At 66.7% G+C, this 22,764-nt stretch carries 26 protein-coding genes, 1 tRNA gene and 2 riboswitches; of the genes, 14 read left to right on the forward strand and 13 right to left on the reverse strand.

The window, feature by feature from the left end; all coding sequences use genetic code 11:
• Nucleotides 1-87: 87 nt before the first annotated feature.
• Nucleotides 88-552 (reverse strand): PACE efflux transporter, encoded by a 465-nt coding sequence (locus CUR21_RS01135; RefSeq protein WP_100195273.1) that lies wholly within the window; start codon nt 550-552, stop codon nt 88-90.
• A 100-nt stretch (nt 553-652) separates the two neighbouring features.
• On the opposite strand from CUR21_RS01135, the gene CUR21_RS01140 reads away from it, so the two are divergent.
• The 8 genes from CUR21_RS01140 to CUR21_RS01175 all read left to right on the forward strand — a co-directional run bounded on the left by CUR21_RS01140 (nt 653) and on the right by CUR21_RS01175 (nt 8,437).
• Nucleotides 653-1,186: a TetR/AcrR family transcriptional regulator gene (locus CUR21_RS01140; protein WP_100195166.1), complete on the forward strand. Its 534-nt coding sequence runs from the start codon at nt 653-655 to the stop codon at nt 1,184-1,186.
• Nucleotides 1,187-1,355: 169 nt separating this feature from the next.
• A complete protein-coding gene (locus CUR21_RS01145; RefSeq protein WP_100195167.1) occupies nt 1,356-2,381 on the forward strand; it encodes a LacI family DNA-binding transcriptional regulator in 1,026 nt (341 codons plus the stop codon).
• Nucleotides 2,382-2,435: 54 nt separating this feature from the next.
• Complete coding sequence (locus tag CUR21_RS01150) at nt 2,436-3,701, forward strand: ABC transporter substrate-binding protein (protein WP_100195168.1); 1,266 nt, start codon at nt 2,436-2,438, stop codon at nt 3,699-3,701.
• A gap of 70 nt (nt 3,702-3,771) precedes the next feature.
• Nucleotides 3,772-4,614 carry a carbohydrate ABC transporter permease gene (locus tag CUR21_RS01155; protein ID WP_100195169.1) on the forward strand — a complete coding sequence of 281 codons (843 nt, stop codon included), beginning with the start codon at nt 3,772-3,774 and terminating at the stop codon, nt 4,612-4,614.
• Entirely contained in the window at nt 4,611-5,429 is an 819-nt protein-coding gene (locus tag CUR21_RS01160) for a carbohydrate ABC transporter permease (protein ID WP_100195170.1), read from the forward strand. The genes CUR21_RS01155 and CUR21_RS01160 overlap by 4 nt, the downstream gene beginning before the upstream one ends.
• Before the next feature lie 12 nt (nt 5,430-5,441).
• Nucleotides 5,442-6,479, forward strand: coding sequence for an ABC transporter ATP-binding protein (locus CUR21_RS01165; RefSeq protein WP_100195171.1), 1,038 nt, complete (start codon nt 5,442-5,444; stop codon nt 6,477-6,479).
• 12 nt (nt 6,480-6,491) lie between these two features.
• Entirely contained in the window at nt 6,492-7,751 is a 1,260-nt protein-coding gene (locus tag CUR21_RS01170) for a hypothetical protein (protein WP_100195172.1), read from the forward strand.
• Between the two features lie 2 nt (nt 7,752-7,753).
• Nucleotides 7,754-8,437 carry a PIG-L deacetylase family protein gene (locus CUR21_RS01175; protein WP_100195173.1) on the forward strand — a complete coding sequence of 228 codons (684 nt, stop codon included), beginning with the start codon at nt 7,754-7,756 and terminating at the stop codon, nt 8,435-8,437.
• 85 nt (nt 8,438-8,522) lie between these two features.
• Here CUR21_RS01175 and CUR21_RS01180 read toward each other — a convergent pair whose 3' ends face one another.
• The 3 genes from CUR21_RS01180 to CUR21_RS01190 are packed head-to-tail and all read right to left on the reverse strand — an operon-like array spanning nt 8,523 to nt 10,474.
• On the reverse strand, nt 8,523-8,996 hold the full coding sequence (locus CUR21_RS01180) for a DUF2948 family protein (RefSeq protein WP_100195174.1): 474 nt from the start codon (nt 8,994-8,996) through the stop codon (nt 8,523-8,525).
• On the reverse strand, nt 8,993-10,267 hold the full coding sequence (gene murA, locus CUR21_RS01185) for a UDP-N-acetylglucosamine 1-carboxyvinyltransferase (protein WP_100195175.1): 1,275 nt from the start codon (nt 10,265-10,267) through the stop codon (nt 8,993-8,995). Before murA ends, CUR21_RS01180 begins: the two co-directional genes overlap by 4 nt.
• A gap of 15 nt (nt 10,268-10,282) precedes the next feature.
• Complete coding sequence (locus tag CUR21_RS01190; protein WP_100195274.1) at nt 10,283-10,474, reverse strand: hypothetical protein; 192 nt, start codon at nt 10,472-10,474, stop codon at nt 10,283-10,285.
• Between the two features lie 128 nt (nt 10,475-10,602).
• On the opposite strand from CUR21_RS01190, the gene CUR21_RS01195 reads away from it, so the two are divergent.
• The 5 genes from CUR21_RS01195 to CUR21_RS01215 all read left to right on the forward strand — a co-directional run bounded on the left by CUR21_RS01195 (nt 10,603) and on the right by CUR21_RS01215 (nt 14,391).
• A tRNA-Thr gene (locus CUR21_RS01195) sits at nt 10,603-10,677 on the forward strand.
• 229 nt (nt 10,678-10,906) lie between these two features.
• Nucleotides 10,907-11,121, forward strand: a riboswitch (cobalamin riboswitch).
• Nucleotides 11,122-11,152: 31 nt separating this feature from the next.
• Nucleotides 11,153-11,620: a DUF1636 domain-containing protein gene (locus CUR21_RS01200; protein WP_100195176.1), complete on the forward strand. Its 468-nt coding sequence runs from the start codon at nt 11,153-11,155 to the stop codon at nt 11,618-11,620.
• Nucleotides 11,617-12,390 (forward strand): ABC transporter ATP-binding protein, encoded by a 774-nt coding sequence (locus CUR21_RS01205; protein WP_100195177.1) that lies wholly within the window; start codon nt 11,617-11,619, stop codon nt 12,388-12,390. Before CUR21_RS01200 ends, CUR21_RS01205 begins: the two co-directional genes overlap by 4 nt.
• Before the next feature lie 18 nt (nt 12,391-12,408).
• Entirely contained in the window at nt 12,409-13,341 is a 933-nt protein-coding gene (locus CUR21_RS01210) for an ABC transporter substrate-binding protein (RefSeq protein WP_100195178.1), read from the forward strand.
• A 66-nt stretch (nt 13,342-13,407) separates the two neighbouring features.
• A complete protein-coding gene (locus CUR21_RS01215) occupies nt 13,408-14,391 on the forward strand; it encodes a FecCD family ABC transporter permease (RefSeq protein ID WP_369802491.1) in 984 nt (327 codons plus the stop codon).
• Here CUR21_RS01215 and cobF read toward each other — a convergent pair.
• From cobF to cbiE, 7 genes are all read right to left on the reverse strand, one after another.
• Entirely contained in the window at nt 14,388-15,146 is a 759-nt protein-coding gene (cobF, locus tag CUR21_RS01220; protein WP_100195180.1) for a precorrin-6A synthase (deacetylating), read from the reverse strand. The genes CUR21_RS01215 and cobF overlap by 4 nt on opposite strands.
• A gap of 69 nt (nt 15,147-15,215) precedes the next feature.
• Nucleotides 15,216-15,887, reverse strand: a complete 672-nt coding sequence (locus CUR21_RS01225) for an energy-coupling factor ABC transporter permease (RefSeq protein WP_100195181.1) — start codon at nt 15,885-15,887, stop codon at nt 15,216-15,218.
• Between the two features lie 33 nt (nt 15,888-15,920).
• Nucleotides 15,921-16,142: riboswitch (cobalamin riboswitch) on the reverse strand.
• Between the two features lie 50 nt (nt 16,143-16,192).
• Nucleotides 16,193-16,918: a uroporphyrinogen-III C-methyltransferase gene (gene cobA, locus CUR21_RS01230; RefSeq protein ID WP_100195182.1), complete on the reverse strand. Its 726-nt coding sequence runs from the start codon at nt 16,916-16,918 to the stop codon at nt 16,193-16,195.
• Nucleotides 16,915-18,249 carry a cobyrinate a,c-diamide synthase gene (locus CUR21_RS01235; RefSeq protein WP_100195183.1) on the reverse strand — a complete coding sequence of 445 codons (1,335 nt, stop codon included), beginning with the start codon at nt 18,247-18,249 and terminating at the stop codon, nt 16,915-16,917. The genes cobA and CUR21_RS01235 overlap by 4 nt, the downstream gene beginning before the upstream one ends.
• Complete coding sequence (cobM, locus tag CUR21_RS01240; RefSeq protein WP_100195184.1) at nt 18,246-19,019, reverse strand: precorrin-4 C(11)-methyltransferase; 774 nt, start codon at nt 19,017-19,019, stop codon at nt 18,246-18,248. Before cobM ends, CUR21_RS01235 begins: the two co-directional genes overlap by 4 nt.
• Complete coding sequence (locus CUR21_RS01245; protein WP_100195185.1) at nt 19,016-19,378, reverse strand: cobalamin biosynthesis protein; 363 nt, start codon at nt 19,376-19,378, stop codon at nt 19,016-19,018. Before CUR21_RS01245 ends, cobM begins: the two co-directional genes overlap by 4 nt.
• Complete coding sequence (cbiE, locus tag CUR21_RS01250) at nt 19,375-20,553, reverse strand: precorrin-6y C5,15-methyltransferase (decarboxylating) subunit CbiE (protein ID WP_100195186.1); 1,179 nt, start codon at nt 20,551-20,553, stop codon at nt 19,375-19,377. Before cbiE ends, CUR21_RS01245 begins: the two co-directional genes overlap by 4 nt.
• On the opposite strand from cbiE, the gene CUR21_RS01255 reads away from it, so the two are divergent.
• Entirely contained in the window at nt 20,552-21,304 is a 753-nt protein-coding gene (locus tag CUR21_RS01255; RefSeq protein WP_100195187.1) for a cobalt-precorrin-6A reductase, read from the forward strand. The two genes, cbiE and CUR21_RS01255, sit on opposite strands and share 2 nt — an antisense overlap.
• On the opposite strand, the gene cobJ is transcribed toward CUR21_RS01255, so the two are convergent.
• Nucleotides 21,277-22,017 carry a precorrin-3B C(17)-methyltransferase gene (gene cobJ / locus CUR21_RS01260; protein WP_100195188.1) on the reverse strand — a complete coding sequence of 247 codons (741 nt, stop codon included), beginning with the start codon at nt 22,015-22,017 and terminating at the stop codon, nt 21,277-21,279. The genes CUR21_RS01255 and cobJ overlap by 28 nt on opposite strands.
• Nucleotides 22,014-22,760, reverse strand: a complete 747-nt coding sequence (locus CUR21_RS01265; RefSeq protein WP_100195189.1) for a precorrin-2 C(20)-methyltransferase — start codon at nt 22,758-22,760, stop codon at nt 22,014-22,016. Before CUR21_RS01265 ends, cobJ begins: the two co-directional genes overlap by 4 nt.
• Nucleotides 22,761-22,764: the final 4 nt, after the last annotated feature.

Consider the following 22,764-nt stretch of genomic DNA (forward strand, 5'->3'; position numbering starts at 1 on the left):
ATCTGGGGGGGGCCAATTGGCCCCCTGTGTTACATCTGGGAGTGGCCTTTGGAATCAAAGGCTTGACCCACCGGGATTCAGGAAATCTTAACCTTTGGACGCGGCCAGCGCGGGGTCGGTCCGGGGCACCAGAAGGTCGAACACCCAAGTAAAGACGAAGGTGTAGACGAGGAAGAACACCAAAAGCGCGGCCTCCATCGCCAGCGCTGTCATCACGCCAACTGCATACCACCACATGAAGAGCGGGATCAGCAGCAGCACCAGACCGCCTTCGAAGCCGAGCGTGTGCAGCACCCGCACTCCGATGCTGCGCGCAGGCAGGCCGCCCTCGCCCAAGGCCAGCGCGCGCCGACGCTCCCACGCTTCAAACCCGGTGTTATAGACAAAATTCCACGCCACCGCGACGGTGGAGGCGGCAATCGCCACCGGCAGATTGCCCGCCGGATTGCCACCGCTGAGCAAGGCCAGCAAAAGCGTGGCCAGCACGATGGCAAGGCCTTCGAAAAGGGTCACATAAAGAATGCGGCGGGGCAGCGGGTTCAGCACAAGCATCGGTCGGGTCCAGTTGCAAAAAGGGGCCAAGGGGGAATCGGTCTTGCCTTGGCGCTTCAGTTTAGATACGCTCGTATTTAAATAGGGCAAGAGGTGACACTTGGCAAGACCGCGCACCATTGATCGGGACCATTTGCTGACCGCCGCCGAGGCGGTGGTCACGGGACAAGGGGCGGCGGCGCTGTCCTTTGCCAGCGTGGCGGCCGAGGCGGGCCTGAGCAAGGCCAGCGTGCAATCGGCCTTTGGCAGCCGCGCGGCGCTGATCGACGCGCTGATCGGGCGCTGGATGCAGCATGAGGCCGACCGCTTTGAAGCCGCGCTGGAAGGGGCCGAATCACCTGAGGCCCGCCTGAGCGCGCATCTGCGCTGCACCTATGATGAGTTGCACAACGGGCGCGGGCAGCGGGTGGCGACGCTGCTTGCGATCTTGGCCAGCGAAGGGCAAAGCAGCGCCAGCGTGCGGCGCTGGTATCAAGAGCGCATGGGCGATCTGAGCGCGCAAAGCCCCGAGGAGAAACGCCGCCGCACCGCCTTTCTTGCGGCGGAAGGCGCGTATTTTCTGCGCTGTATCGTGGGGTTAGAGGCTGACCCCGCGATCTGGGCCGAAATCTTTGCCGCGCTGGACAGGCCCTAAAAAGACACCGAATAAGACGGAGCCCCCCTGCCCCAATTGCCCGCAGCTTGCCGCGCGGCGCGCGCGACGCTGCGTCAAAAACTTTGCGTTTCACGTTGCGCAAACGTTTGCGCAATCGAAAAAGCGGTGCTAGCCTTTGAGTCGAGGGCAACTGGGAGGCTGCTTCATCATGGCCACGATCAAGGATCTTGCGCGCGCGCTGGGGCTTTCAGCCTCGACCGTGTCGCGTGCCCTTGCCGGGCATGAGCGCATCCCGCAAGTCACCCGCGACCGGGTGCAGGCGCTGGCGCAGGATCTGGGCTATGCGCCCAACCGGGCGGCGCAAAACCTTGTCGGCGGGCGCAGTTCCGGTTTTGCCGGGCTGGTGCTGACCGATCCGGGCTATGGCCGCGAAGACAGCTACTTGGGCGAATATATCTCGGGCCTTGGGGCTGGTCTGGCGGAAACCGGAATCGATCTGTTCCTGACGGCAGTGCCGGCGGGGCAATCGGAATTGACGGTGATCCGCAACATCGTGACCGCGCGCCGGGCCGATGGGCTGATTCTGGGCCGGACCTCGGAAGCTGACCCAAGGGTGGATTACCTGCTGTCGCTGGGGTTTCCTTTTGTGACGCACGGGCGGGTGCTGGGCGAAGACCTGCCGTTTTCATGGGTGGACACCGACGGCACCACCGCCTTTGCCGAGGCCTTTGATCTGCTTTACGGGCTGGGGCATCGTCGCTTTGCGCTGTTGACGATCGAAGAGCCGATGACCTTTCGCCACCACCGCACCGAAGGCCTGCGACAAGCGATCGAGCGCCGGGGCGACCCGGACGTAAGCCTGACCGTTGCCACCACCTCGCGCTATGACCGCGCGCGGCGGCAAGAGGTGGTGCATGCGCTTTTGACCGCCGATCCCCGCCCCACCGCGATTCTGACGCTGTTCGACAGCCTTGCGCTGAATGTGTTGCAGGTGGCGGAAAGCCTGTCGCTTTCGGTGCCGGGTGACGTGAGCGTGATCGGTTTTGACAACATTGCTTCGGCGGCCATGGCGCGGCCGGGGCTGACCACCTTTGACAGCGATACGTTTTCATCGGCGCGGGAAACCGCGCGCATGCTGGTGGAGCGTATCCAGTCGCCTGAGGCCGGGCAGCAAAGCCTGCTGATCCGGCCAAAGCTGGTGCTGCGCGCCAGCCATGGGCCAGCGCCATCCTGACGCTGGCTTGATTAGACCGCGCGCTGGACGCGCCATGAAAAATGGGAGGACGACATGAAATCGCTGACAAAATGGCGGATGACGGCGGCTGCCGTGACGGTATCGATGATGGCGGGTCCGGCGCTGGCCGAGCAGCTGTTCTGGTCGACGCAGGCCAAGCCGATCGAGGAAAGCCAGAAGATGCGCGATGAGGTGCTGGCGGGCTTCCCCGGCGGCGTGGATTATCAGCCTTCGGATGAAGGCCCGTGGCTGACGCGGATGCAGGCGGAATTGCAGGCGGGATCGGGGCGGATTGCCGTGCTGGGCGGCCTGCATGGCGATCTGTCGTCGCTGGGTGGCGATCTGGTCGATCTGTCGGGGATCGATGCGGCGGCGGTGGGCCCGGCGATGATGGAGCTGGGGTCTTTGGGCACGGGCGAGCAGAAGTATATTCCGTGGATGCAGGCGACCTATCTGATGGTGGCCAATCGCAAGGCGCTGGAGTTCCTGCCCGAAGGCGCGGATATCAACGCGCTGACCTATGACCAGCTGATCGACTGGGCGCGGGCGACCGCCGAGGCCACGGGCGGGCCGAAGTTTGGCTTTCCGGCGGGGCCGCAAGGGTTGAAGCACCGCTTCTTCCAAGGGTTCCTGCTGCCCGCCTATACCAAATCGACGGTGACCGAGTTCCGGTCGGATGCGGCGGTGGTGGCCTGGGAGAAGTTCCGCGAGCTGTGGCAATATACCAACCCGGCGGCGACGAATTATTCCTTCATGCAGGAACAGCTGGTGACCGAAGAGGTCTGGATCGCCTTTGACCATGTGGCGCGGGTTGCCGATGCCTTCAACCAGCGGCCCGAGGATTTCGTGGCCTTCCCGGCGCCAGCGGGCCCCGAGGGGCGGGCCTTCATGCCGGTGGTGGCAGGCATCGCGGTGCCGCGCACGACGCCGGATATGGAGCAGTCGATGGCCTTGGTGCAGTATATGCTGCAACCGGAAACCCAGATCGCCACGCTGCGGGCGACCAACTTCTTCCCGGTGATCGCAACGGAGTTGCCCGCCGACATGCCGGCTTCGGTGCAGGCGGCGGGTCCGGCGATTGCGGCGATGACGGGGGCGCCCGATGCGCTGCCCGCGCTGTTGCCGATGGGCTTGGGGGACAAGGGCGGCCAGTTCAATCAGGTCTACACCGACACCTTCGAGCGGATCGTGCTGGCGGGTCAGGACATCCGCGAGGTGCTGGACTCTCAGGCCGAGGTGCTGCGCGCGCTGATGGTGGAGGCGAATGCGCCTTGCTGGGCGCCGGATGCGGCGTCCGAAGGGCCTTGCCCGGTGAACTGAGGCCGTGCGGGGGGCGCGGCAGAGGCGGTGCCCCCCGGTTTTCTTCTGTCTGACCAAAAGGGGCACGGCCATGCCGCGACTGCTTCCCTATCTGCTGTTGCTGCCCGCGACAGCCTTTCTGTGCCTGTTCTTCCTCTATCCCTTTGTGCAGGTCGCGCATGATTCCGTGATGCGCAACGGGGTGTATACGCTGGAGAATTTCAGCCGCATGGCGGGGCACTGGAAATTCTCGACCGCGTTCTGGAACACCATGCTTCTGGCGGCGGTGGTGGTGCCGATCCAGCTGGCGATGGCGCTGACGATGGCGAGCATCGTGACCAAGTTGCAGCGGGGGCGGTCGAGCATTTTGTATATCTTCGCGATCCCCTTGGGGATTTCGGATCTGGCGGCGGGGTTGATCTGGCTGTCGGTGTTTGAACAGTCCGGGTTCCTGAACAGCTGGCTGGTGGGGCTGGGGATCGTGGATCAGCCGATCCTGCTGTTGGGCTATCAGAATACGTGGGTCATCTTCATCGCCATCGTGCTGGCCGAGGTGTGGCGGGCAACCGCGATCATGATGGTCATTCTGGTGGCCGGGATGGGGTTGATCCCCAAGGAATATGGCGAGGCGGCGGATGTGTTTGGGGCAACCCGCTGGCAGAAGTTCCGGCGCGTCACGCTGCCGATGCTGAAGCCGAGCCTTCAGACCGCGCTGATCCTGCGGGTGATCCTGGCCTTTGAAGTGTTTGCGGTGGTGGTCGCCTTGGGCGGGACGCAACTCCCGGTGCTGATGAGTGAGACCTATCACTGGCAGTTTGCCATGCAGGAGCGTGGGGTCGCAGCGGCCTTTGCCATGGTCATTCTGGGCGTCTCGGTGGCCTTTACCATCCTGATCCTGCGTCTGCTGCATGTGCCGAAGGGGGCGAGAGTATGAGCGAGACATCCGTGCGCCGGGCGGGGAACCGCGTCTTTATCGCGGGCGTCGCCCTGTTGATCCTGTGGGTTCTGCTGCCGATCTGGCTTTTGTTCGTGAACGCCCTCTCGGCCCCGGCGGAAGTGACGGGCTTTCCCAAGCGGTTCATCCCGTCTTTCGATCTGGCGTCACTGTCGTTCTTTTTCGGCTTTTCCGGCGTGATCGATGCGCTGTGGAATTCCGTGAAAGTGGCGGCGCTGACCATGATCCTGTCCATCGGGGTGGGCGCGCCTGCGGGCTATGCGCTGTCGCGCTTTGACTTTCCCGGCAAGGAGACCTTCCGCTTTCTGGTGGTGATGACGCGGGCCTTTCCGCTGCCGCTGCTGGCGCTGCCGCTTGCGGTGATGTTCATTCGCACGGGGCTGGATGACACCATCCTTGGCCTTGCGCTGGTGCATACCACGCTGGCCCTGCCCTTTGCGGTGCTGATCACCTTTTCACTCTTTTCCGGCATTCCGCTGGAGCTGGAAGAGGCGGCGTGGACGCTGGGCTGTAACCGGGTGCAGGCCTTTACCAAGGTGATCCTGCCGCTGGCGGCCCCGGGCATTGCGGCATCGGCGGTCTTTGCCTTTGTCATCAGCTGGAACGAGGTGTTCGCCGCCGCCGTGCTGACGGTGGAGAACCGCACGCTGACGGCGTTTTTGCTGCAATCCTTGGATGTCTCGCCGCTGCCGTTGAAATTCGCCGGAGGGGCGGCCTTGGTGCTGCCCGCCCTGTTCTTCATCTTTGCTGTTCGCAAATACCTGTTTGCGATGTGGGGCATCGCAAACCGTTAAGGGGGGTCGATCATGGCCGTTATTGAAATCAAACAGGTCGCCAAGAGCTTTGGCAGTTTCACCGCCCTGCATTCGGTGGATCTGACGATTGCCGATCAGGAGTTCATGGTGCTTTTGGGCGCGTCGGGCTGTGGCAAGACCACGCTGTTGCGCATCATCGCAGGGCTGGAGACGCCGACGATCGGAGAGGTCTGGATCGGCGGTCGGCGGGTGGATCACCTGCCCCCGCGCGAGCGTGGCATTGCGATGGTGTTTCAGAATTATGCGGTGTTTCCGCATCTGACGGTGTTTGAAAACATCGCCTTTGGCCTGCGCATGAAGAAGATGGATCAGGCCGAGGTGACGCGGCGGGTGAACCGCACCGCCGAATTGATGCATATCGAGCAGTTGCTGAAGCGCTATTCCGGCGAATTGTCGGGCGGCCAGCGGCAGCGGGTCGCGGTGGCGCGCGCGCTGGCGATGGAGCCGGATGTGATCCTGATGGATGAGCCACTGTCGAACCTTGATGCGCTGTTGCGGTTGGAAATGCGGGCCGAGTTGAAGGGTGTTCTGGCGGAATCGAACACCACGACGATTTACGTGACGCATGACCAAGTGGAGGCGATGAGCCTTGCCGACCGGATTTCGGTGATGAATGGCGGGCGCATCGTGCAGGCCGCCAATCCGGTGGAAGTCTATCGCAACCCTGCGGCGCGGTTTGTGGGCAGTTTCATCGGCAACCCGCCGATGAACTTCCTCAAGGCCGAGCCTGCGGGTGCGGGCAAATGGCAGGTGGCGGGTCAGGTCTTTGACGGGCCTGCGAGTGCCGCCGCCGAATTCGCCATCCGCCCCGAGGATCTGCACCCTGCCGAGGCTGGCCTTCCCGCCGAGGTGCGGGTGGTGGAACCGCTTGGCCCCCATACGCTGGTGACGGCCTCCGTGGCGGGCCAGCCTTTCCGCGCCGTGCTGGAAAGCAATCTGCTGCCCGCGCCCGGTGACGTGCTTCACCTTGCCCCGGTGCCGGACCGCATCCGCTGGTTCGACCCTGCCACCCAATCTGCCCTGCGCTGAAAGAGCTTTGCCATGACCACGCTGACCGAAAACGCCATTGAAATCCTGCGCGAGAACGATCGCGGCACCTATACCGTGCCGACCAAGGGGCTTTATCCCTTTCAGTGGAACTGGGATTCCTGCCTGACGGCCCTTGGCCAGCGGCATTTCGACGAGGCCCGCGCTTGGACCGAGATTGACACGCTGTTTGCCAATCAATGGCCTTGCGGGATGGTGCCGCATATCGTGTTTCACAAGCATGATGATGGCTATTTCCCGGGGCCGGATGTCTGGGCCACGGGGCGGCCGGTGCCGACATCCGGCATCACGCAACCGGCGGTGGCGGGCTTTGCGCTCCGCCGCTTGTATGACCGGGCGAGCGACAAGGCGGCGGCCGAAGCACGGGTGCGGGCGCTGATCCCCAAGGTGGCGGCGTGGCATCGGTGGTTTTACGCGACGCGCGACCCCAAGGGCGAAGGCTTGGTCGCCATCATCCATCCGTGGGAATCGGGGCGCGACAATTCGATTGATTGGGACGGCCCGTTCGAGCGCGTGCCGACCGAAGGCATCACGCCCTATACGCGGCGCGACACCCAGCACGCCAACCCCGAGCATCGCCCGACCAAGGCGCAATACGACCGCTATCTGTGGCTGGTGGAGCATTTCCGGGGCTTGGGCTGGGATACGGCCAAGCTGCATGACGCGTCACCGTTTCAGGTGGTGGACCCCGGCTTCAACGCGATTCTGATCCGGGCCTCTGCCGATCTGGCGGATCTGGCCGAAGGCTTGGGGATGGCGGATGTGGCGGCGGAAAACCGGGGCTTTGCCGCGCGTGGGCTGGCGGCGATGGAGGGGCTGTGGTCGGATCTGCACGGGCAATATCTGTGCCGGGATCGGGTGCGGGGGGAGTTGATCGACTCGGCCTCGGTCGGCGGGTTGCTGGCCGCGTTTTGCGCGGTGCCGCCCGCGCGGGCGGCGGCGATTGCGGCGACGATCGAGGCGCATGGCACGCGGTTCCGGGTGGCGAGCCATCCGCCGTCGGACGCACGGTTTGATTCCAAGCGCTATTGGCGCGGGCCGGTGTGGTTGGTGGTCAATTACATGATCGCCGATGGGCTGGCGCGCGCAGGCGAGGAGGATGCGGCGGCGCGGATCACGGCCTCGAGCCTTGATCTGATCCGGGAAAGCGGCTTTGCCGAATATTATGATCCGCTGTCGGGCGAACCTTTGGGCGGCGGGCGGTTTACTTGGACGGCGGCGATGGTGCTGGAATTTCTGGCGATGGAGGGGTGAGCGTGAAGATACTGGCGATCGGCGCGCATCCCGACGATCTGGAGATCTTTGCCTTTGGCAGTCTGAGCGCTTGGCGCGCGATGGGGGCCGAGCTGGTGCTGGCGATCGCCACCGATGGGGCCAAGGGCGGCACCTTGCCCGCCGCCGATCTGCGGGCGCTGCGCGCCGCCGAGACGGTGACGGCGCTGGCGCCCTTGGGGGTGCCGCGGTTTCTGGGCTTTCCCGATGGCGGCTTGCGGGCGGATGCGGCGCTGGAGACCGCGCTGCACGATCTGCTGGCCGAGGTGCAGCCCGATCTGGTGGTGAGCCATGCGCCCAATGATTACCACGCCGATCACCGCGCGCTGTCGGCGGGGCTGTCGCAGGCGGCGGGGTTCGCGGTGCCGGTGCTGTGGATGGACACGATGAACGGCACCGGATTCACGCCCACGCATTGGGTGGAGGTGAGCGCGCACTGGGCCGCGAAAGAGGCGGCGATCCGCGCGCATGGGAGCCAGGACCCGGAGCGGTTTGTGCGGATGGCGAAGCGGCAGGCGGCGTTTCGCGCGGGGGAATGCAACGGTTTGCCCGAAGCGCGGGCCGAGGCGTTCCGCTTTGAGCCGCGCTTTCCCTTTGCCGATATCCGGGCCTTGATGCCCCCTGCCCCGGCGCTGCGGCCCGTGGGGCGCCGGGATCTGCCGCGCTAGCGCCCCGGGCCAGCGGCGGACGGGGGGCCAGCCCCCCGACCCCCGGGATATTTGGGAACAGATGAACGCGGCGAGCGACGGGGGGTCAGCCGTGATCGGGGGCCTTGCCAGAGGGCGCGATGTAGGGGCGGGTCACGTCATCGAGGCGGAGGGAGACGGTTTCCACCTCGATCTGCACCGCGCCATCACCAGCCAGTGTGAGGGTAAGAATGCCGGTGCCATCCGGGCCGGGGGCGAAGGTCAGCGTCAGGAGCGAGAGGATGGTCTCGCTCTGGCTGCGGTCGATGCCGGTGCTGCGCAGGCGCAGGATGTCTTCGATCACCAGCAGGCTGCGCACGCGCTCATAGGGGCGTTTGGCGGCCTCGGCGGCGGCGCGGTCTTCCCAGCGGAACCGGTTGAGCAGCAAGGCGAAGCGGCGGGCCTTTGGGTCGAAGCGCATTTCGGTGATGGGAAAGACCGCGTCTTGCAGCAAGGAGGCCAGAACCGGCACATCCTCGGCATCTTGGGCGATGAGCCGCAGCGGGGCCTCGGCCCCATCTTCGAAACGCGCGTCTGTCATGCTTTGTCCTTGATGCGTTCGATCTTGGCCCCGCAGGCGGAGAGCTTTTCTTCCACCCGTTCATAGCCGCGATCCAGATGGTAGACACGGCTGACCACGGTTTCGCCTTCGGCGGCGAGGCCCGCGAGGATGAGACTGACCGAGGCGCGCAGGTCGGTGGCCATCACCGGCGCGCCTTTGAGTTTGCTGACCCCTGTCACCGTGGCGGTGCCGCCGTGCACATCAATGCGCGCGCCCATGCGGATGAGTTCGGGCGCATGCATGAAGCGGTTTTCAAAGATCTTTTCTTCCAGCACCGAGGTGCCTTCGGCGGTGCACAAAAGCGCCATCATCTGGGCCTGAAGGTCGGTGGGGAAGCCCGGGAAGGGTTCGGTGGTGACATTCACCGCCTTGACCCGCCCATTCTTGCGGCTGACCTTGAGCCCGCGCGGGGTTTCGGTGACGGACACCCCTGCCTGATCCAGCTTTTCGGCAAAAGCGCCGACCAGTTCCAGCGTGCCGCCCAGACATTCCACCTCGCCGCCGCAGATGGCGGGGACGAGCATATAGGTGCCAAGCTCGATCCGGTCGGTCACCACCGGATGGGTCGCCCCGCCGAGACGGTCGACCCCTTGGATGGTGAGCGTGCTGGTGCCTTCGCCCTCGATCTGGGCGCCCATCTTGCGCAGGCAGCGCGCGAGATCGACGATTTCCGGCTCGCGCGCGGCATTTTTCAGCACGGTGGTGCCTTTGGCCAGCGTGGCGGCCATCAGCGCGTTTTCGGTGGCCCCCACCGAGACGAAGGGAAATTCGAACGTCGCGCCGCGCAGACGCCCGCCGGGCGCCTTGGCATGGACATAGCCCTCACGCAGATCAAGCTCTGCCCCCATCGCCTCGAGCGCCTTGAGGTGGAGATCGACGGGCCGCGCGCCGATGGCGCAGCCGCCGGGCAAGGAGACGATGGCATGACCATCGCGCGCCAGCATCGGCCCCAGCACAAGGATCGAGGCCCGCATCTTGCGCACGATATCATAATCGGCGGTGTGATTGTCGATCTTGTGGCTGGACAGGGCCAGCACAAGACCATCTTGCAGGCTGGCCACCTCGGCCCCCAGCGACTCCAGCAGCTGGGTCATGGTGCGGATATCCGACAGGCGCGGCGCATTGGTGAGCGTCAGCGGTTCTTCGCTGAGCAAGGTGGCGGGCATCAGCGTGAGGCAGGCGTTCTTGGCCCCTGCGATCGGAATCACGCCGTTGAGCGCGCCATTTCCCTTGACCAGAATCGAATCCATGCCTGCCTGCTTTCTTTATGTGTCGGAACCGGGGGCGGACCCGGTGCCGGAATCGGTTTGTGCAGAAAATTTTTCGGCCCCGCGCTGCTTTGCCTGTGCCTTGCGCCGGGCCATATTGGCCTTGAGCGCGGCTTTCAGACGCGCCTCACGCAGGTCAGCGGCACTGGGATGCGCCTTGCTGCCTTGGGTTTTGCCGGTTTTCTCCATCATGAGCGCCGCTATAACGCAGCGGGCAGAATTGGTCCAGAGAGCCCCGGAAAAGGGGCTTGCACCCCGCTGCGTTTGCGTCTAATCAGCCGCCACGCACCGACGAAACGACGCCGGATCGCGCAGATGCTGTGGTAGCTCAGTGGTAGAGCACTCCCTTGGTAAGGGAGAGGTCGAGAGTTCAATCCTCTCTCACAGCACCATCTTTCTCCTCTTCCAAATGACAAGATCCCCTTGGTTTTCCAAAGGGTTGCTGTCTTGTCCGTTTTCCCTGACCGCTTGGGCATGCTGCGGTCTGGGGCGTGGGTTTAGGGCTGGTGTTTCGCACAATTTGTAATAGTATAACATTACAAAGATGAGGAATTGCGATGGGGGCGGGGCGAGGTCTTGGTCAGAGCGGGCGCTTCGTGGCTTGACCGGGGGCGCGCATTCTTGCAGGTTGACCGCGATGGTTCCCGGCCAAGCCACGCGCGGCCGGGTGAAAAGGGAACACGGGTCGGGTGTAGGCATCAGCCACCCAAGCCGTGACTGCCCCCGCAACTGTAGGCGGCGAGCGACCCCCCGTGCCACTGGTCCGCAAGGACCGGGAAGGTGGGGCGAGCCACGACCCGCGAGTCAGGAGACCTGCCATCGCAAGCGAAGACCGACCCGGGCGGGGTGTCCCGGAAGGAGCATGCGATGAGAGTTTTTGCGCGGCCGTCGGCCGCCCCCCGACCCGTGACCACGCCCGCCTATGCGGTGGCGCAATCTGCGGCGCATCAGATTCTGGTCTGCAAGGCCTGCAAGCAAGGGCCTGATCCGCGCGCGCGAGGGGGTGCCCTGATCACACGTCTGCGCGCCGCGCTTGCCGAGGCGGGGCTGGACGCGGCCTATGAGGTGGCGGGCACCGCCTGTCTGGCGGGATGCGTGCCCGATCAGGGCGGGGCCTGTGTGCTGGGCTGGCGGGCGCCGGGCAAGGCGACATGGCTTTTCGGCAAGATCGATCCGGCGGGGCCGGTGGATGATCTGGTCGCGTTTTCACGGCTTTATGCTGCGGTTGCGGATGGCTGGCTGGCCGGGCGGGATTGTCCGCCGCGCCTGTGTGACACCACGCTGGCGCGGATTCCGGCGGCGGTCATGCGGGCCGAGACGGGGCGCGCGCGATGACGGTTTTGGCGCTGGACGGGGTCAGCTGGGGCCCGCGCGGGCAGCCGGACATTCTGTCGGACATCAGCTTTCGCGTGCCACAGGGGCAGATCATGGCGATTTGCGGGGCGAATGGCGCGGGGAAATCGTCGCTGTTGCGGCTGATCTACCGCCATCAGGCGCCGCGCCGGGGCACGGTGCAGTTGATGGGCCGTGACCTTTGGCGGATGGGCGCGCAGGAGGCGGCCCAGCATCTGGCCGCCGTCTTGCAGGAACAGCCGACGGATTTCGCGCTGACCGCGCGGCAGATCGTGGCGCTGGGGCGGCTGCCGCACCGCAAGGGATGGGGCGCGGGCCTGTCTGGCCCCGGCGATGCGGATGCGGCGATCATTGCCGCCGCGCTGCGCCGGATGGATCTGGGCGGGATGGCGGACCGGGCGTTTGGCACGCTGTCCGGCGGAGAGCGGCAGCGGGTGATGGTGGCACGCGCCTTGGCGCAAGAGCCGCAGGTCATCGTGCTGGACGAGCCGACCAACCATCTGGACATCCGCCATCAGCTGGAGCTGCTTGCGCTGCTCAAGGGTCTTGGCCTGACGGTGATCGCCACGCTGCACGATCTGACGCTGGCGGCGGAGTTTGCAAGCCGGGTGCTGATCCTGCGCGCGGGGCGGATTCTGGCCGACGGGCCGCCTGCGGCGGTGCTGACGGAAGCCCATCTTGCGCAGGCCTTTGATGTGCGCGCGCGGATTGACCGCAGCGGCGATGCCCCACGTTTTTCCTTTCATCTTTAACCTTCTGAAGGACCTGTGATGATCCGTCTGTCTTTGGCTGCCCTGATGCTGTCTGCCACCGCGGCGCTTGCCTATCCTGTTACGGTGCAAAGCTGTGGCCGGGCCGTGACGTTTGAAGCAGCGCCCACGCGCGCGGTTTCCAATGATGTGAACCTGACCGAGATGATGCTGGTTCTGGGCCTGCGCGACCGGATGGTGGGCTATACCGGCATCTCCGGCTGGAAAACGCTGGACGCTGAGATGCGCGCGGGCGTGGCCGAACTGCCGGAGCTTTCGGCGAAATATCCGACCAAGGAGGTGCTGGCGGGGGCGGAGGCGGATTTCTTTTTCGCGGGCTGGAATTACGGCATGAAGGTGGGGGGCGAGGTCACGCCCGACACCTTGGCCGCTTTTGACATCGCGGTTTATGAGCTGACCGAAAGCTGCATCCATATCGGGCCCAAGGCCCGGTCCAGCATGCAGGACATGTATGCCGACATTCTGAACCTTGGCACGATCTTTGGCGTCGAGGCGCGGGCGGAGGAACTGGTGGCGGGCTGGACGGCGCGTCTGTCAGAGGTGACGGCCGGAGTGGACCGGACAGAGCCGCTGCGGGTGTTCGTTTATGACAGTGGCGAGGAAGCGCCCTTCACCGCCGGGGCCTATGCCATGCCCACCGCCTTGATCGAAGCGGCGGGCGGGGTGAATATCATGGACGATCTTGAGAAAAGCTGGACCGAGATCGCGTGGGAGCCGGTGGTGGAACGCAACCCTGAGGTGGTGGTCATCGTGAATTATGGCGATGTGACGGCCGAGCAGAAGATCGCCTTCCTGAAGGAAAGCCCTGCCTTTGCCGGGATCGATGCCGTGCGCAACGACCGGTTTGTGGTGCTGGATTATGTCGAGGCGACCCCCGGGCCGCGCAACATCAAGGCGGTGGAGAAGCTGGTGACCGGCTTTTGGGGGAACTGAGCCATGACCGACGCCGCCGCCCCTTCGATGGCCCGCCGCATCCGGACGGGATCGGGCCTTGCGCTGATGGCGGCGGCCCTTCTGGGGCTGTCGATCGTGCTGGCGGTGTCGGTGGGGGCGGTGGCGATTCCGCCCGGCACGGTCTGGGGGATCGCGCTGGACCGGATCTTGCCGGGGGTGGTGACGCCCGACTGGAGCGCGGGGCGCGCCAACATCGTGTGGGAGATCCGCTTTCCGCGCGTGATTCTGGCGGGGCTGGTGGGCGCGGGGCTTGGTCTGGTGGGGGCGGCGCTGCAATCGGTGACGCGCAACCCCTTGGCCGACCCGCATCTGCTGGGGATCTCGTCCGGCGGGGCCTTTGGCGCGATTGCGGCGCTGCTGCACACCGGGATGTTCCTTGGCCTGCTGACGGTGCCGCTGATGGCCTTTGGCGGGGCCTTGCTGGCCACGGTGCTGGTGCTGGCGGTCGCGCATCTGGCGGGGGCGAGCAGCGCCGACCGGCTGGTGCTGGCGGGGGTGGCGGTGAGCTTTGTGATCATGGCCTGCGCCAATATCCTGATCTTTCTGGGCGATCCGCGCGCCACGCATACAGTGGTGTTCTGGATGCTGGGCGGGTTGGGGCTGGCGCAATGGAGCAATCTGATCTGGCCCATGGCGGTGCTGCTGCCCTGCGGTCTGTGGCTGTGGGCGCAGGCGGGGCGGCTGAATGCCATGAGCCTTGGCGATGAGACCGCGGCGAGCCTTGGCATCGAGGTGAGCCGGTTCCGGCTGACGGTTTTCGTGGTGGCCGCACTGATCACCGGGGTGATGGTCGCCTTTTCCGGGCTGATCGGCTTTGTCGGGCTGATGATGCCGCATCTGGTGCGGCTGGTGGTGGGCGGGGACACGCGGCATGTGCTGCCGGCCTCGGCGCTGGCGGGGGCGGTGTTCCTGATCTGGGCGGATGCCTTGGCGCGCGTGGTGATGGCGCCCGAGGATGTGCCGATCGGCGTGGTGACCGGGCTGATCGGCGGGGTGTTCTTCATCTGGATGATGGCGCGGCGGCGCTAGGCCTTGCGGATCAGGTAGATGTCCATGATCCAGCCATGCGCGGCGCGGGCGGCGGCGCGGGTGGCAAGGATGCTGTCCTGCACCTCTGCCAGCGGGCCGCTGTGCAGGATCTGTTCGGCCATGCCGACATAGGCCCCCCACCAGATCGTAAGCCCGGTGGGATCGAGCGCCTGAAACGCGCCGCCCGCATCCAGCATGACGACAATCGTGGTGGCGCCGTGCGGCCAGCCATGATCGCGCAGCGCGCGCCCCGTGGTGATGGTGACCGGGGCGGCCAGATCGTTGAGCGGGATGGCATGCGCCGCGCAAAGCATCTGGATGGCGGTAATGCCGGGGATGACCTCAAGCGCAAGCGGAAGGCGCTGGCCCACCCGCGCCGCGATGCGCAAGGTGCTGTCATAAAGCGACGGGTCCCCCCAGACCAGAAGCGCCACGCGCGGCCCGCCGCCTTGGTCCAGATGCGCTTGAATGGCGGTTTCCCAGCAGGTGGCGATGGCATCGTGCCAATCGTTCACCCGGCCCAGATAATCGGGCGTGGCGGGATCGCGGACGGGAAGATCGAATGTTTCGATCCGCGTGGCCGGATTGGTGACGAAGGCGCGGCAGATCTGAAGCCGCAGCCCCGCCAGATCGGCCTTGTTCTCGCCCTTGAGCGGCACAAGGATCAGATCGGCGGCGTTCATCGCCTTTTGCGCCTGAAGGGTCACATGGTCGGGGTTGCCAGTGCCGATGCCGATAAGCGAAAGCTGGATCATGCGCGCCCGTCCCCCCGTGACAAAGGCGCGGGCCTTGCGACCCGCGCCTTGCCACGCTGTAAAACAGGTTCAGGCTGCGGCGTAAAGCCGACGGCTCACCAGACTTGCAGGCAGGGTGCCGCGCAGGTGCTTGGCCGTGGCCAGAACCGCAAGGTCGACAAGGGGTTCAAGCAGGATCACCGTCATATAGGCAAGGCCAAAGGTGGCGATGCCCGCAGTGGCGCCAAAGCCTTGGCCGTAGATCGCCCAGAAGGCGACCCAAGCGACAACACCGCCCTGATAGGCCAGCGAGAGTTTCAGAACCTGCGCATAGGTCAGATCCACATAGGCGGTGCCGGGAGAGATGACGCGCTTGGCCAGTTCCATCATCGCAAACAGCGGCACCAGAAGGGTGGTGACGTTCATGGCGAATTGCGGCAGATCATCGGGGGCAAAGAACAGCCCTTGGATCAACAGGCCCAGCGCCAGCCCGATCGCCGAAGGCCCTGCCCCCAAGATAAGGAAGAGGGTGGAGCCAAGAATGAAATGCACCTCGGACACGCCGACCGCAAAGGTGGGCAGCACTTCGAAAAAGACGAATGTCAGGACGGTTGCCACGGCGCTGCGCAGGATCAGCGACGGCAGGCCTTGGGTTTTCAAGGCCTGAGCGGCGAGATAAAGGCCGGTGGCACCCGCCCCTGCGGCGGTGGCGTAGCTGAGGGTGATCTTGCTGGCATCCACAAGACCCGGTTCGATATGCATGATGTTCTCCTTGCCGTCACACCCGACGGCGATTGGGTTATCGTCGTGCAAGGCCGGTCTCCTGGCTCGCGGGTCGATGCGGTCTTTCGCCTTCCCGGCCCGACAGGGGGCCAGTGGCATCTGAAAGACCGCTCACCGCTGACAGTCGCGGGGGCGGCTGGGGTGGGGGCACCGCAATTTGGTCTGCCCTTCCCCATTCCCGTTTGAGCCCTTGGGCATGTTCAGCCTTTGGGCACCTTACCGCTTCACTGATCTGCCCATCCGCGAGGTCTGGCAAGCGAAATTCTGCGGATCGGACCGGGATTTCAGAGCACGCCGGGTGCCAAAGGCCCGATCAGGATCAGCGCGGGGTTCTTGCCGGTGGTGTCCGCCAGCGTGGCGGCCAGATCGGCCAGCGTGCTGCGGTGCAGGCGCTGTTCGGGGTGGCCCACCGACTCGGCCAGCAGCACCGGCATGTCGGCGGGCAGGCCGTGTTGCATCAGCCCCGCCGCCAGCCGCGCAAAGGTGCGCTTGCCCATGAAAACCACCGTGGTGGCCAGCGGGTCGGCGAGTGCCGCCCAGTTCAGATCGGCAGGCAGGTCACCGGTGATATCGGCCCCGGTGATGAACTGCACCCGCCGCGCGGTCAGGCGCCGGGTCAGCGGGATGCCCGCCGCCGCCGCCGCCGCGCAGGCCGAAGAGACGCCGGGGATGATCTCAAAGCCGATGCCTGCCTCTTGCACGGCAAGGATCTCTTCTTCCAGCCGCCCGAAAATGCCGGCATCGCCGGATTTCAGCCGCACCACCCGCAGGCCGGTCTGGGCGTGATCCACCACGAGTCGGCTGACATGGTCTTGCTTGGGCGACGGGCGCCCTGCCCGCTTGCCCACCGCGATGAGATCGGCGCCGGGTTTGCACTGGCCAAGGATCGGGCCTGCCGACAGATCGTCGAACAGCACCACATCCGCCTCGGCCAGCCGCCGGGCGGCCTTGAGCGTGAGCAGGTCGGGGTCGCCCGGGCCAGAGGAGACGAAAGAGACAAAGCCGGTCATGCGCTGACCCTTTGGGTTGCGGGGGCGATCAGGTGAAAGAAGGTGCCGCTGACGCGCGCGCCTTCGGTGGCGCGGCAAGACCCGGTCTCTGCAACCTCGGCCCCGGTGGCGTCCTCCACCCGGGCCAGCGCCGGGTCGGGCTGTGACAGGATGGTGGCATAGTGAAACTCATGCCCGCGCAAGGCGGTGCCCAAGGGCAGACCGGGCAGTGGTAGATATGGCCGCGCGAGGCGATAGCCCAGATGCATGCGGCGCTTGGCAAAGCTGGTTTCCAGCCCCAGCAGGCCCGCCATCTGATGCCGGGTGCCATCCGCCGCCACCAACCCTGCCCCCAGCGCCATGTAGCCACCGCATTCGCCATGCACGGGGCGGCTGCGGGCGAAAGTGGCAAGGCCCGCGCGGAAGCTTTGGGCGGCGGCAAGCGCGCCTGCGTGCAGTTCGGGGTAGCCGCCGGGCAGCCAGCAGACATCGGCGGTCGGGTCCGGGGCTTCGTCCTGCAAGGGCGAGAAGGGCAGGATGGTGGCCCCTGCCGCGCGCCAATCGGCAAGGAGATGCGGGTAGATGAAGGAAAACGCGGCATCCCGCGCCAGCGCGATCCGCGCGCCGGGCGGCGGGACGCGGGTGCGGCTCGCGGCGGGCAGGCCGCCGCTTGCCAAGGCGCGGATCGCGGCGAGGTCGCAATGCGCGGCGACAAAGCGGGCCAACTCGCCCAGCATCTCGGTCAGGCGCGGCAGTTCTTCGGCCTGCACCAAGCCCAGATGCCGTTCGGGCAAGGAAATGCTGCTCTGGCGCGGCAAGGCCCCCAGCACCGGGATGCCCGCATTGGCAAAGCCCGCGCGCACCAGCGCCTCGTGCCGGGGAGAGGCGATCTTGTTCAGGATCACCCCGGCCAGCGTGACATCGGCGCGGTAGCGCGCAAGGCCCAAGGCCACCGCCGCCGCCGTTTGGGCCTGCCCGCTGCAATCGATCACCGCGACCACCGGCCAGCCTGTCAGCGCCGCGATGTCGGCACTGGCGCCGGTGCCGGTTTCCCCGGGCCGTGCCACTCCATCGAACAGACCCATGGCGCCTTCGCCGATCACCAGATCGGCCCCTTGCGCGCCTTGCGCCAGCGCCGCGATCTGGTCGGCCCCCATTGCCCAGCTGTCAAGGTTGAACGACGCCCGCCCGGCGGCGGCCCCGTGAAAGGCGGGGTCGATGTAATCGGGGCCGCATTTGAACGGCTGGACCACCACGCCTTGCGCCCGGAAGGCGGCGATCAGGCCCAGCGTCAGCGTCGTCTTGCCACTGCCCGAGGCGGCGGCCGAAATCAGAAGGCCCGGGGGCATCATTCGGGAAACCTCGGGTCGGTGCCGACGGGGCGATAGCGGCGGTCGTAATCCCCGGCGTAAAGGCGGCTTTCGTCGAACGCGGTCGCGCCAAGGGCTTGGCCGACAAGGATCAGCGCCGTGCGCTCGCCGACACCGATGGCGGGGTCGAGGGTGGAAAGCGTGGCGCGCACCACCTGTTGATCGGGCCAGCTTGCCCGGAACACCACGGCGACCGGGCAATCGGCGCCGTAGAACGGCAACAGCCGCGCCACCACATCGGCCAGCACATGCACCGAGAGGTGGATGGCCAGCGTGGCCCCGGTGCGGGCAAAGTTTTCCAGCGTCTCGCCTTCGGGCATGGCCGAGGCGCGGCCCGAGGTGCGGGTGAGCACGACCGATTGCGCCAGCCCCGGCAGGGTGAGTTCCGATTGCAGCACCGCCGCCGCCGCCGCAAAGGAGGGCACGCCGGGCGTTACGTCAAAGGGGATGTTCAGCGCCCGCAGACGCCGCAACTGCTCGCCCATCGCGGACCAGACCGACAGATCGCCCGAATGCAGCCGCGCCACATCCTGGCCCATCGCATGGGCGGCGCTGATCTCGGCCATGATCTCGTCCAGCGAAAGCGGCGCGGTGTTCACGATGCGCGCGCCGAGCGGGCAATGCGCGAGCAAGGCGGCGGGCACAAGGCTGCCCGCATAAAGGCAGACCGGGCAGGCGGCGATCAGATCGCGGCCACGCAAGGTGATCAGATCGGGTGCGCCCGGCCCTGCGCCGATGAAGTGAACCGTCATGCGTCTTGTCCTTTGCTTTCGGCGATGGCGCAGGTCGCCATGCCGTCCGGCGCGGTGATCCGCGCCACTGTGATCCTTGCGCCCGGCCCTGCCGCCGCCAGCGCCGCCGCCTCGGCCACCGATCCGGTGCCGTGCAGCGCCTGAATGCGCGGCGATTGGGTGGGTGTGGGCACGCCCGCCACCGCGACGCCCAGCACCGGCACCCCGTGCGCGCGGCCCAGCGCCTGCAACCCCGCCACCTTTTCCGGCAGGGTGGCCAAGGCCTGCACCGGGCCGCCCATCGCCTCGGCTGTGGCCAGAAGCGCGCGGAGGGAAGAGAGCGCCGCGCCGCTGCGGTATCCCAGACCCGCCACCCTCATCTTTGCCCCCGCCATTGCACCACGGGCCGCGCGGCCTGCCAGTCGCGGAAACGGCCAAGGGTTCCGGCCTCGGCCAGATCAAGGCGCAAGAGCGTGCCGCCATGGCTGGCGTGCAGCTGGGCAAGCTGGCTTTCGGCTTCCAGCGTGACGCCATTGGCGACGATGCGGGTGCCGGGGGGCAAAAGCGCCCAAAGGGCCGCGTAAAGTGCGCCATCCCCGCCCCCGCCGACAAAGACCGCATCGGGCAAAGGCAGTTCGCCAAGGCAGGCGGGGGCGCGGCCTTCGCGCACCTCGATCCGATGCGCGAGGCCAAAGCTGGAGGCATTGGCCCGGATATTGGCGGCACGGTCGCCGCGCGCCTCGATACACAGCGCGCGCCCCCCGGCAAGCGCCCATTCCACCGACACCGAGCCCGAGCCTGCGCCGATGTCCCACAGAAGTTCGCCGGGGCGCGGGGCAAGGCCGGACAGGGTGATGGCGCGGATCGCGGCTTTGGTGATCTGGCCGTCATGCTGAAACAGCGCATCCGGCAGGCCATTGGCGCGCGGCAGGCCAGCGGTTGCGGGAAGCGCCGCGCCGTCGATCGCCACCGCCACCGGGGCCGTGATATCGGGCCAGTCAGCCCCTTGTCGCAGCCGCTCTCGCGGGCCGCCCAGCGCCTCGGCCACCGTCACCTGTGCGGCGGCAAAGCCGTTTGCGGCAAGCCAGAGGGAGAGCTCGGCCACCGCCTGCGCATCGCGCAGTGTGCAGATCACCCGCACCCCGCGCGCCAGCACCGGGCGCAGACGCGCGAAGGGGGCCGCGTGCAGGCCAAGGCAGAGCACCTCTTCCAGCCGCCAGCCCATGCGGGCGGCGAGCAGGGAGAACACCCCCGCCACCGGATGCGCCACCCATTCGTCGGGGCGCAGATGCGCGGCGACAGAGCCGCCCGCGCCAAACCAGAACGGATCGCCCGAGACAAGCATGGCAACCCGCCGCCCCCGCAAGGCAAGCAAAGGGGCAAGGTCAAACGGCACCGGCCACGCTTGGCCGCGCGCGCCCAGCGCCATCAGCGCCAGATGCCGGGGCGCGCCGAACACCACCTCGGCCTTGGCGACCGCGGCGCGGCTTGCATCCGACAGGCCCGCCGGTCCATCTTCGCCCAGACCGATGATCGAGAGCCAAGGTTCAGACATGACACGCATCCTGCTTTTGGGCGGCACGACAGAAGCCAGCCTGATGGCGCGGGAACTGGCCCAAGCGGGGGTGACGGCGGTGTTTTCCTATGCCGGGCGCACCGAGCACCCGGTGGCGCAGCCCTTGCCCATGCGGGTGGGGGGCTTTGGCGGGGTGGCAGGGCTGGTGGCCTATCTGAAGGCCGAAGGCATCAGCCATGTGATTGATGCCACTCACCCGTTTGCCGCTCAGATGAGCCGCAACGCGATTGCCGCCTGCGCGCAGACGGGTACCCCGCTGATCGGGCTGGAGCGCGCGCCGTGGCAGGCGCAGGCGGGCGACCGCTGGCAGACGGTGGCGGGGAACGCGGGCGCCCTGCGCGCCCTGCCCCAAGCCCCGGCGCGGGTGTTTCTGGCCATCGGCAAGCAAGGCCTTGCCGCCTTCGCCGCCGCCCCGCAGCACCATTACCTGCTGCGGCTGGTCGATCCGCCCGCCGCGCCGCTGCCCTTGGCGCAGGCCACGGTGGTGATCGCGCGCGGGCCCTTTGATGTGGCGGGCGACAGCGCGCTTTTGCGCGACCACGCCATCACCCATATCATCGCCAAGAACGCAGGCGGCAGCGGGGCCGAGGCCAAGCTTCTGGCCGCGCGCGCGCTGGGGCTTCCGGTCATCCTGATCGATCGGCCCGAGCTGCCGCCGCGCCATGTGGTGGCGTCGGTCGGCGCGGTGATGGCGTGGCTGGGTCATGGTGCCACCGCGCGCGGCGTGTAGATCCAGCGCCCCACCCGGCGGGTCGCCTCGTTCCCCACGATCACCACCGTGCGCATGTCGGCCATGCTGTCTTGCGCTTCGGACAATGGCACACAGGTCAGCCGTTCTTCGGGCGTGCTGACGGCGCGGGCAAACAGGATCAGCCGCGCGGGTTCACATTCCTGCCGCAGGATCTCCAGCACTTGGCCGAACTGATGCGGGCGGGACTTGGACCTTGGGTTGTAGAAGGCCATCGCAAAGCCACCGCGCGCGGCGTGGCGCAGGCGACGCTCGACCTCGGCAAAGGGTTTGAGATTGTCGCTCAGGTTGATGGCGCAGAAATCATGGCCCAAGGGCGCCCCCGCCCGCGCCGCCGCCGCCAGCATCGCGGTGATGCCGGGCAGGATGCGGATCTCGGTGTCATGGCGGTCGGGCCGCGCCTCAAGCGCCTCGAACAGGGCCGAGGCCATGGCGAAAACCCCCGGATCGCCCGAAGACACGATCACCACCCGCGCGCCCGTGGCGGCAAGGTCGAGCGCGTGCTGGGCGCGGTCAAGCTCCACCCGGTTGTCGGTGGGGTGCAGCGTCAGCCCGGGGCGCGGGGCGACGCGGGCGACATAAGGGATATAGCCGATCACATCGGTGGCCTGCGCCAGCGCCGCTGTCACCTCGGGCGTGACCAGCGCGTCGTCCCCCGGGCCAAGCCCTGCCACCACCACCCAACCTTGCGTCATTCCTCGCCCCCCGCGACGGGGCGGCGGCCGTGGCCATGCACCAGCACGATCGCGAAATAGGGGCAATCGGCGGCGTCCACATCCGCCAGCCGCGCCATGCGCTGCGTGGGCATGGTGCCGCGCTCGATTAGCCAAGCGTCCTGCAAGCGCCCCGCCGCCGCGAGCGCGCGGCGCACGCGCGGCAGATTGCGCCCGGTCTTCATGATCGCCAGCGCATCTGACGCCTGCATGTGGCGGATCAGATCCTCTTCGGGCAGCGTGCCCATCAGCACGGTCAGCACGTCATCGCCCCAGGTGATCGGCTCGGCCGTGGCGTTCCAGCAGCCCACCATGCCGGGGATGCCGGGGATCACCTCGACCGGCACCAGATCGCGCAGGCGGACGTAAAGATGCATGAACGATCCGTAGAAGAACGGGTCACCTTCACAAAGCACCACCACCTCATGGCCTTGCGCCACCAAGGCGTGCAGGCGCGCGGTCCAGTCGTCGTAAAAGGCGGAAAGCACCGCGTTATAGTCGGGGCTGTCAAAGGGCATCTCGGTGGTGACAGGATATTCCATCGCATATTCGATGGCACCGGGGGCCAGCATCCCTTCGACGATGCGGCGCGCCTGACCTTGGCGGCCAGCCTTGCGGAAATAGGCGATGTGGCGCGCGCCGCGCACCACCCTATCGGACCGGACCGAGATCAGGTCGGGGTCACCGGGGCCTAGCCCGGCGCAGATGATACGGCCATGGGACATGGGG

The organism is Pseudorhodobacter sp. MZDSW-24AT, from assembly GCF_002794355.1.
In the GTDB taxonomy this organism is placed as follows: domain Bacteria; phylum Pseudomonadota; class Alphaproteobacteria; order Rhodobacterales; family Rhodobacteraceae; genus Pseudotabrizicola.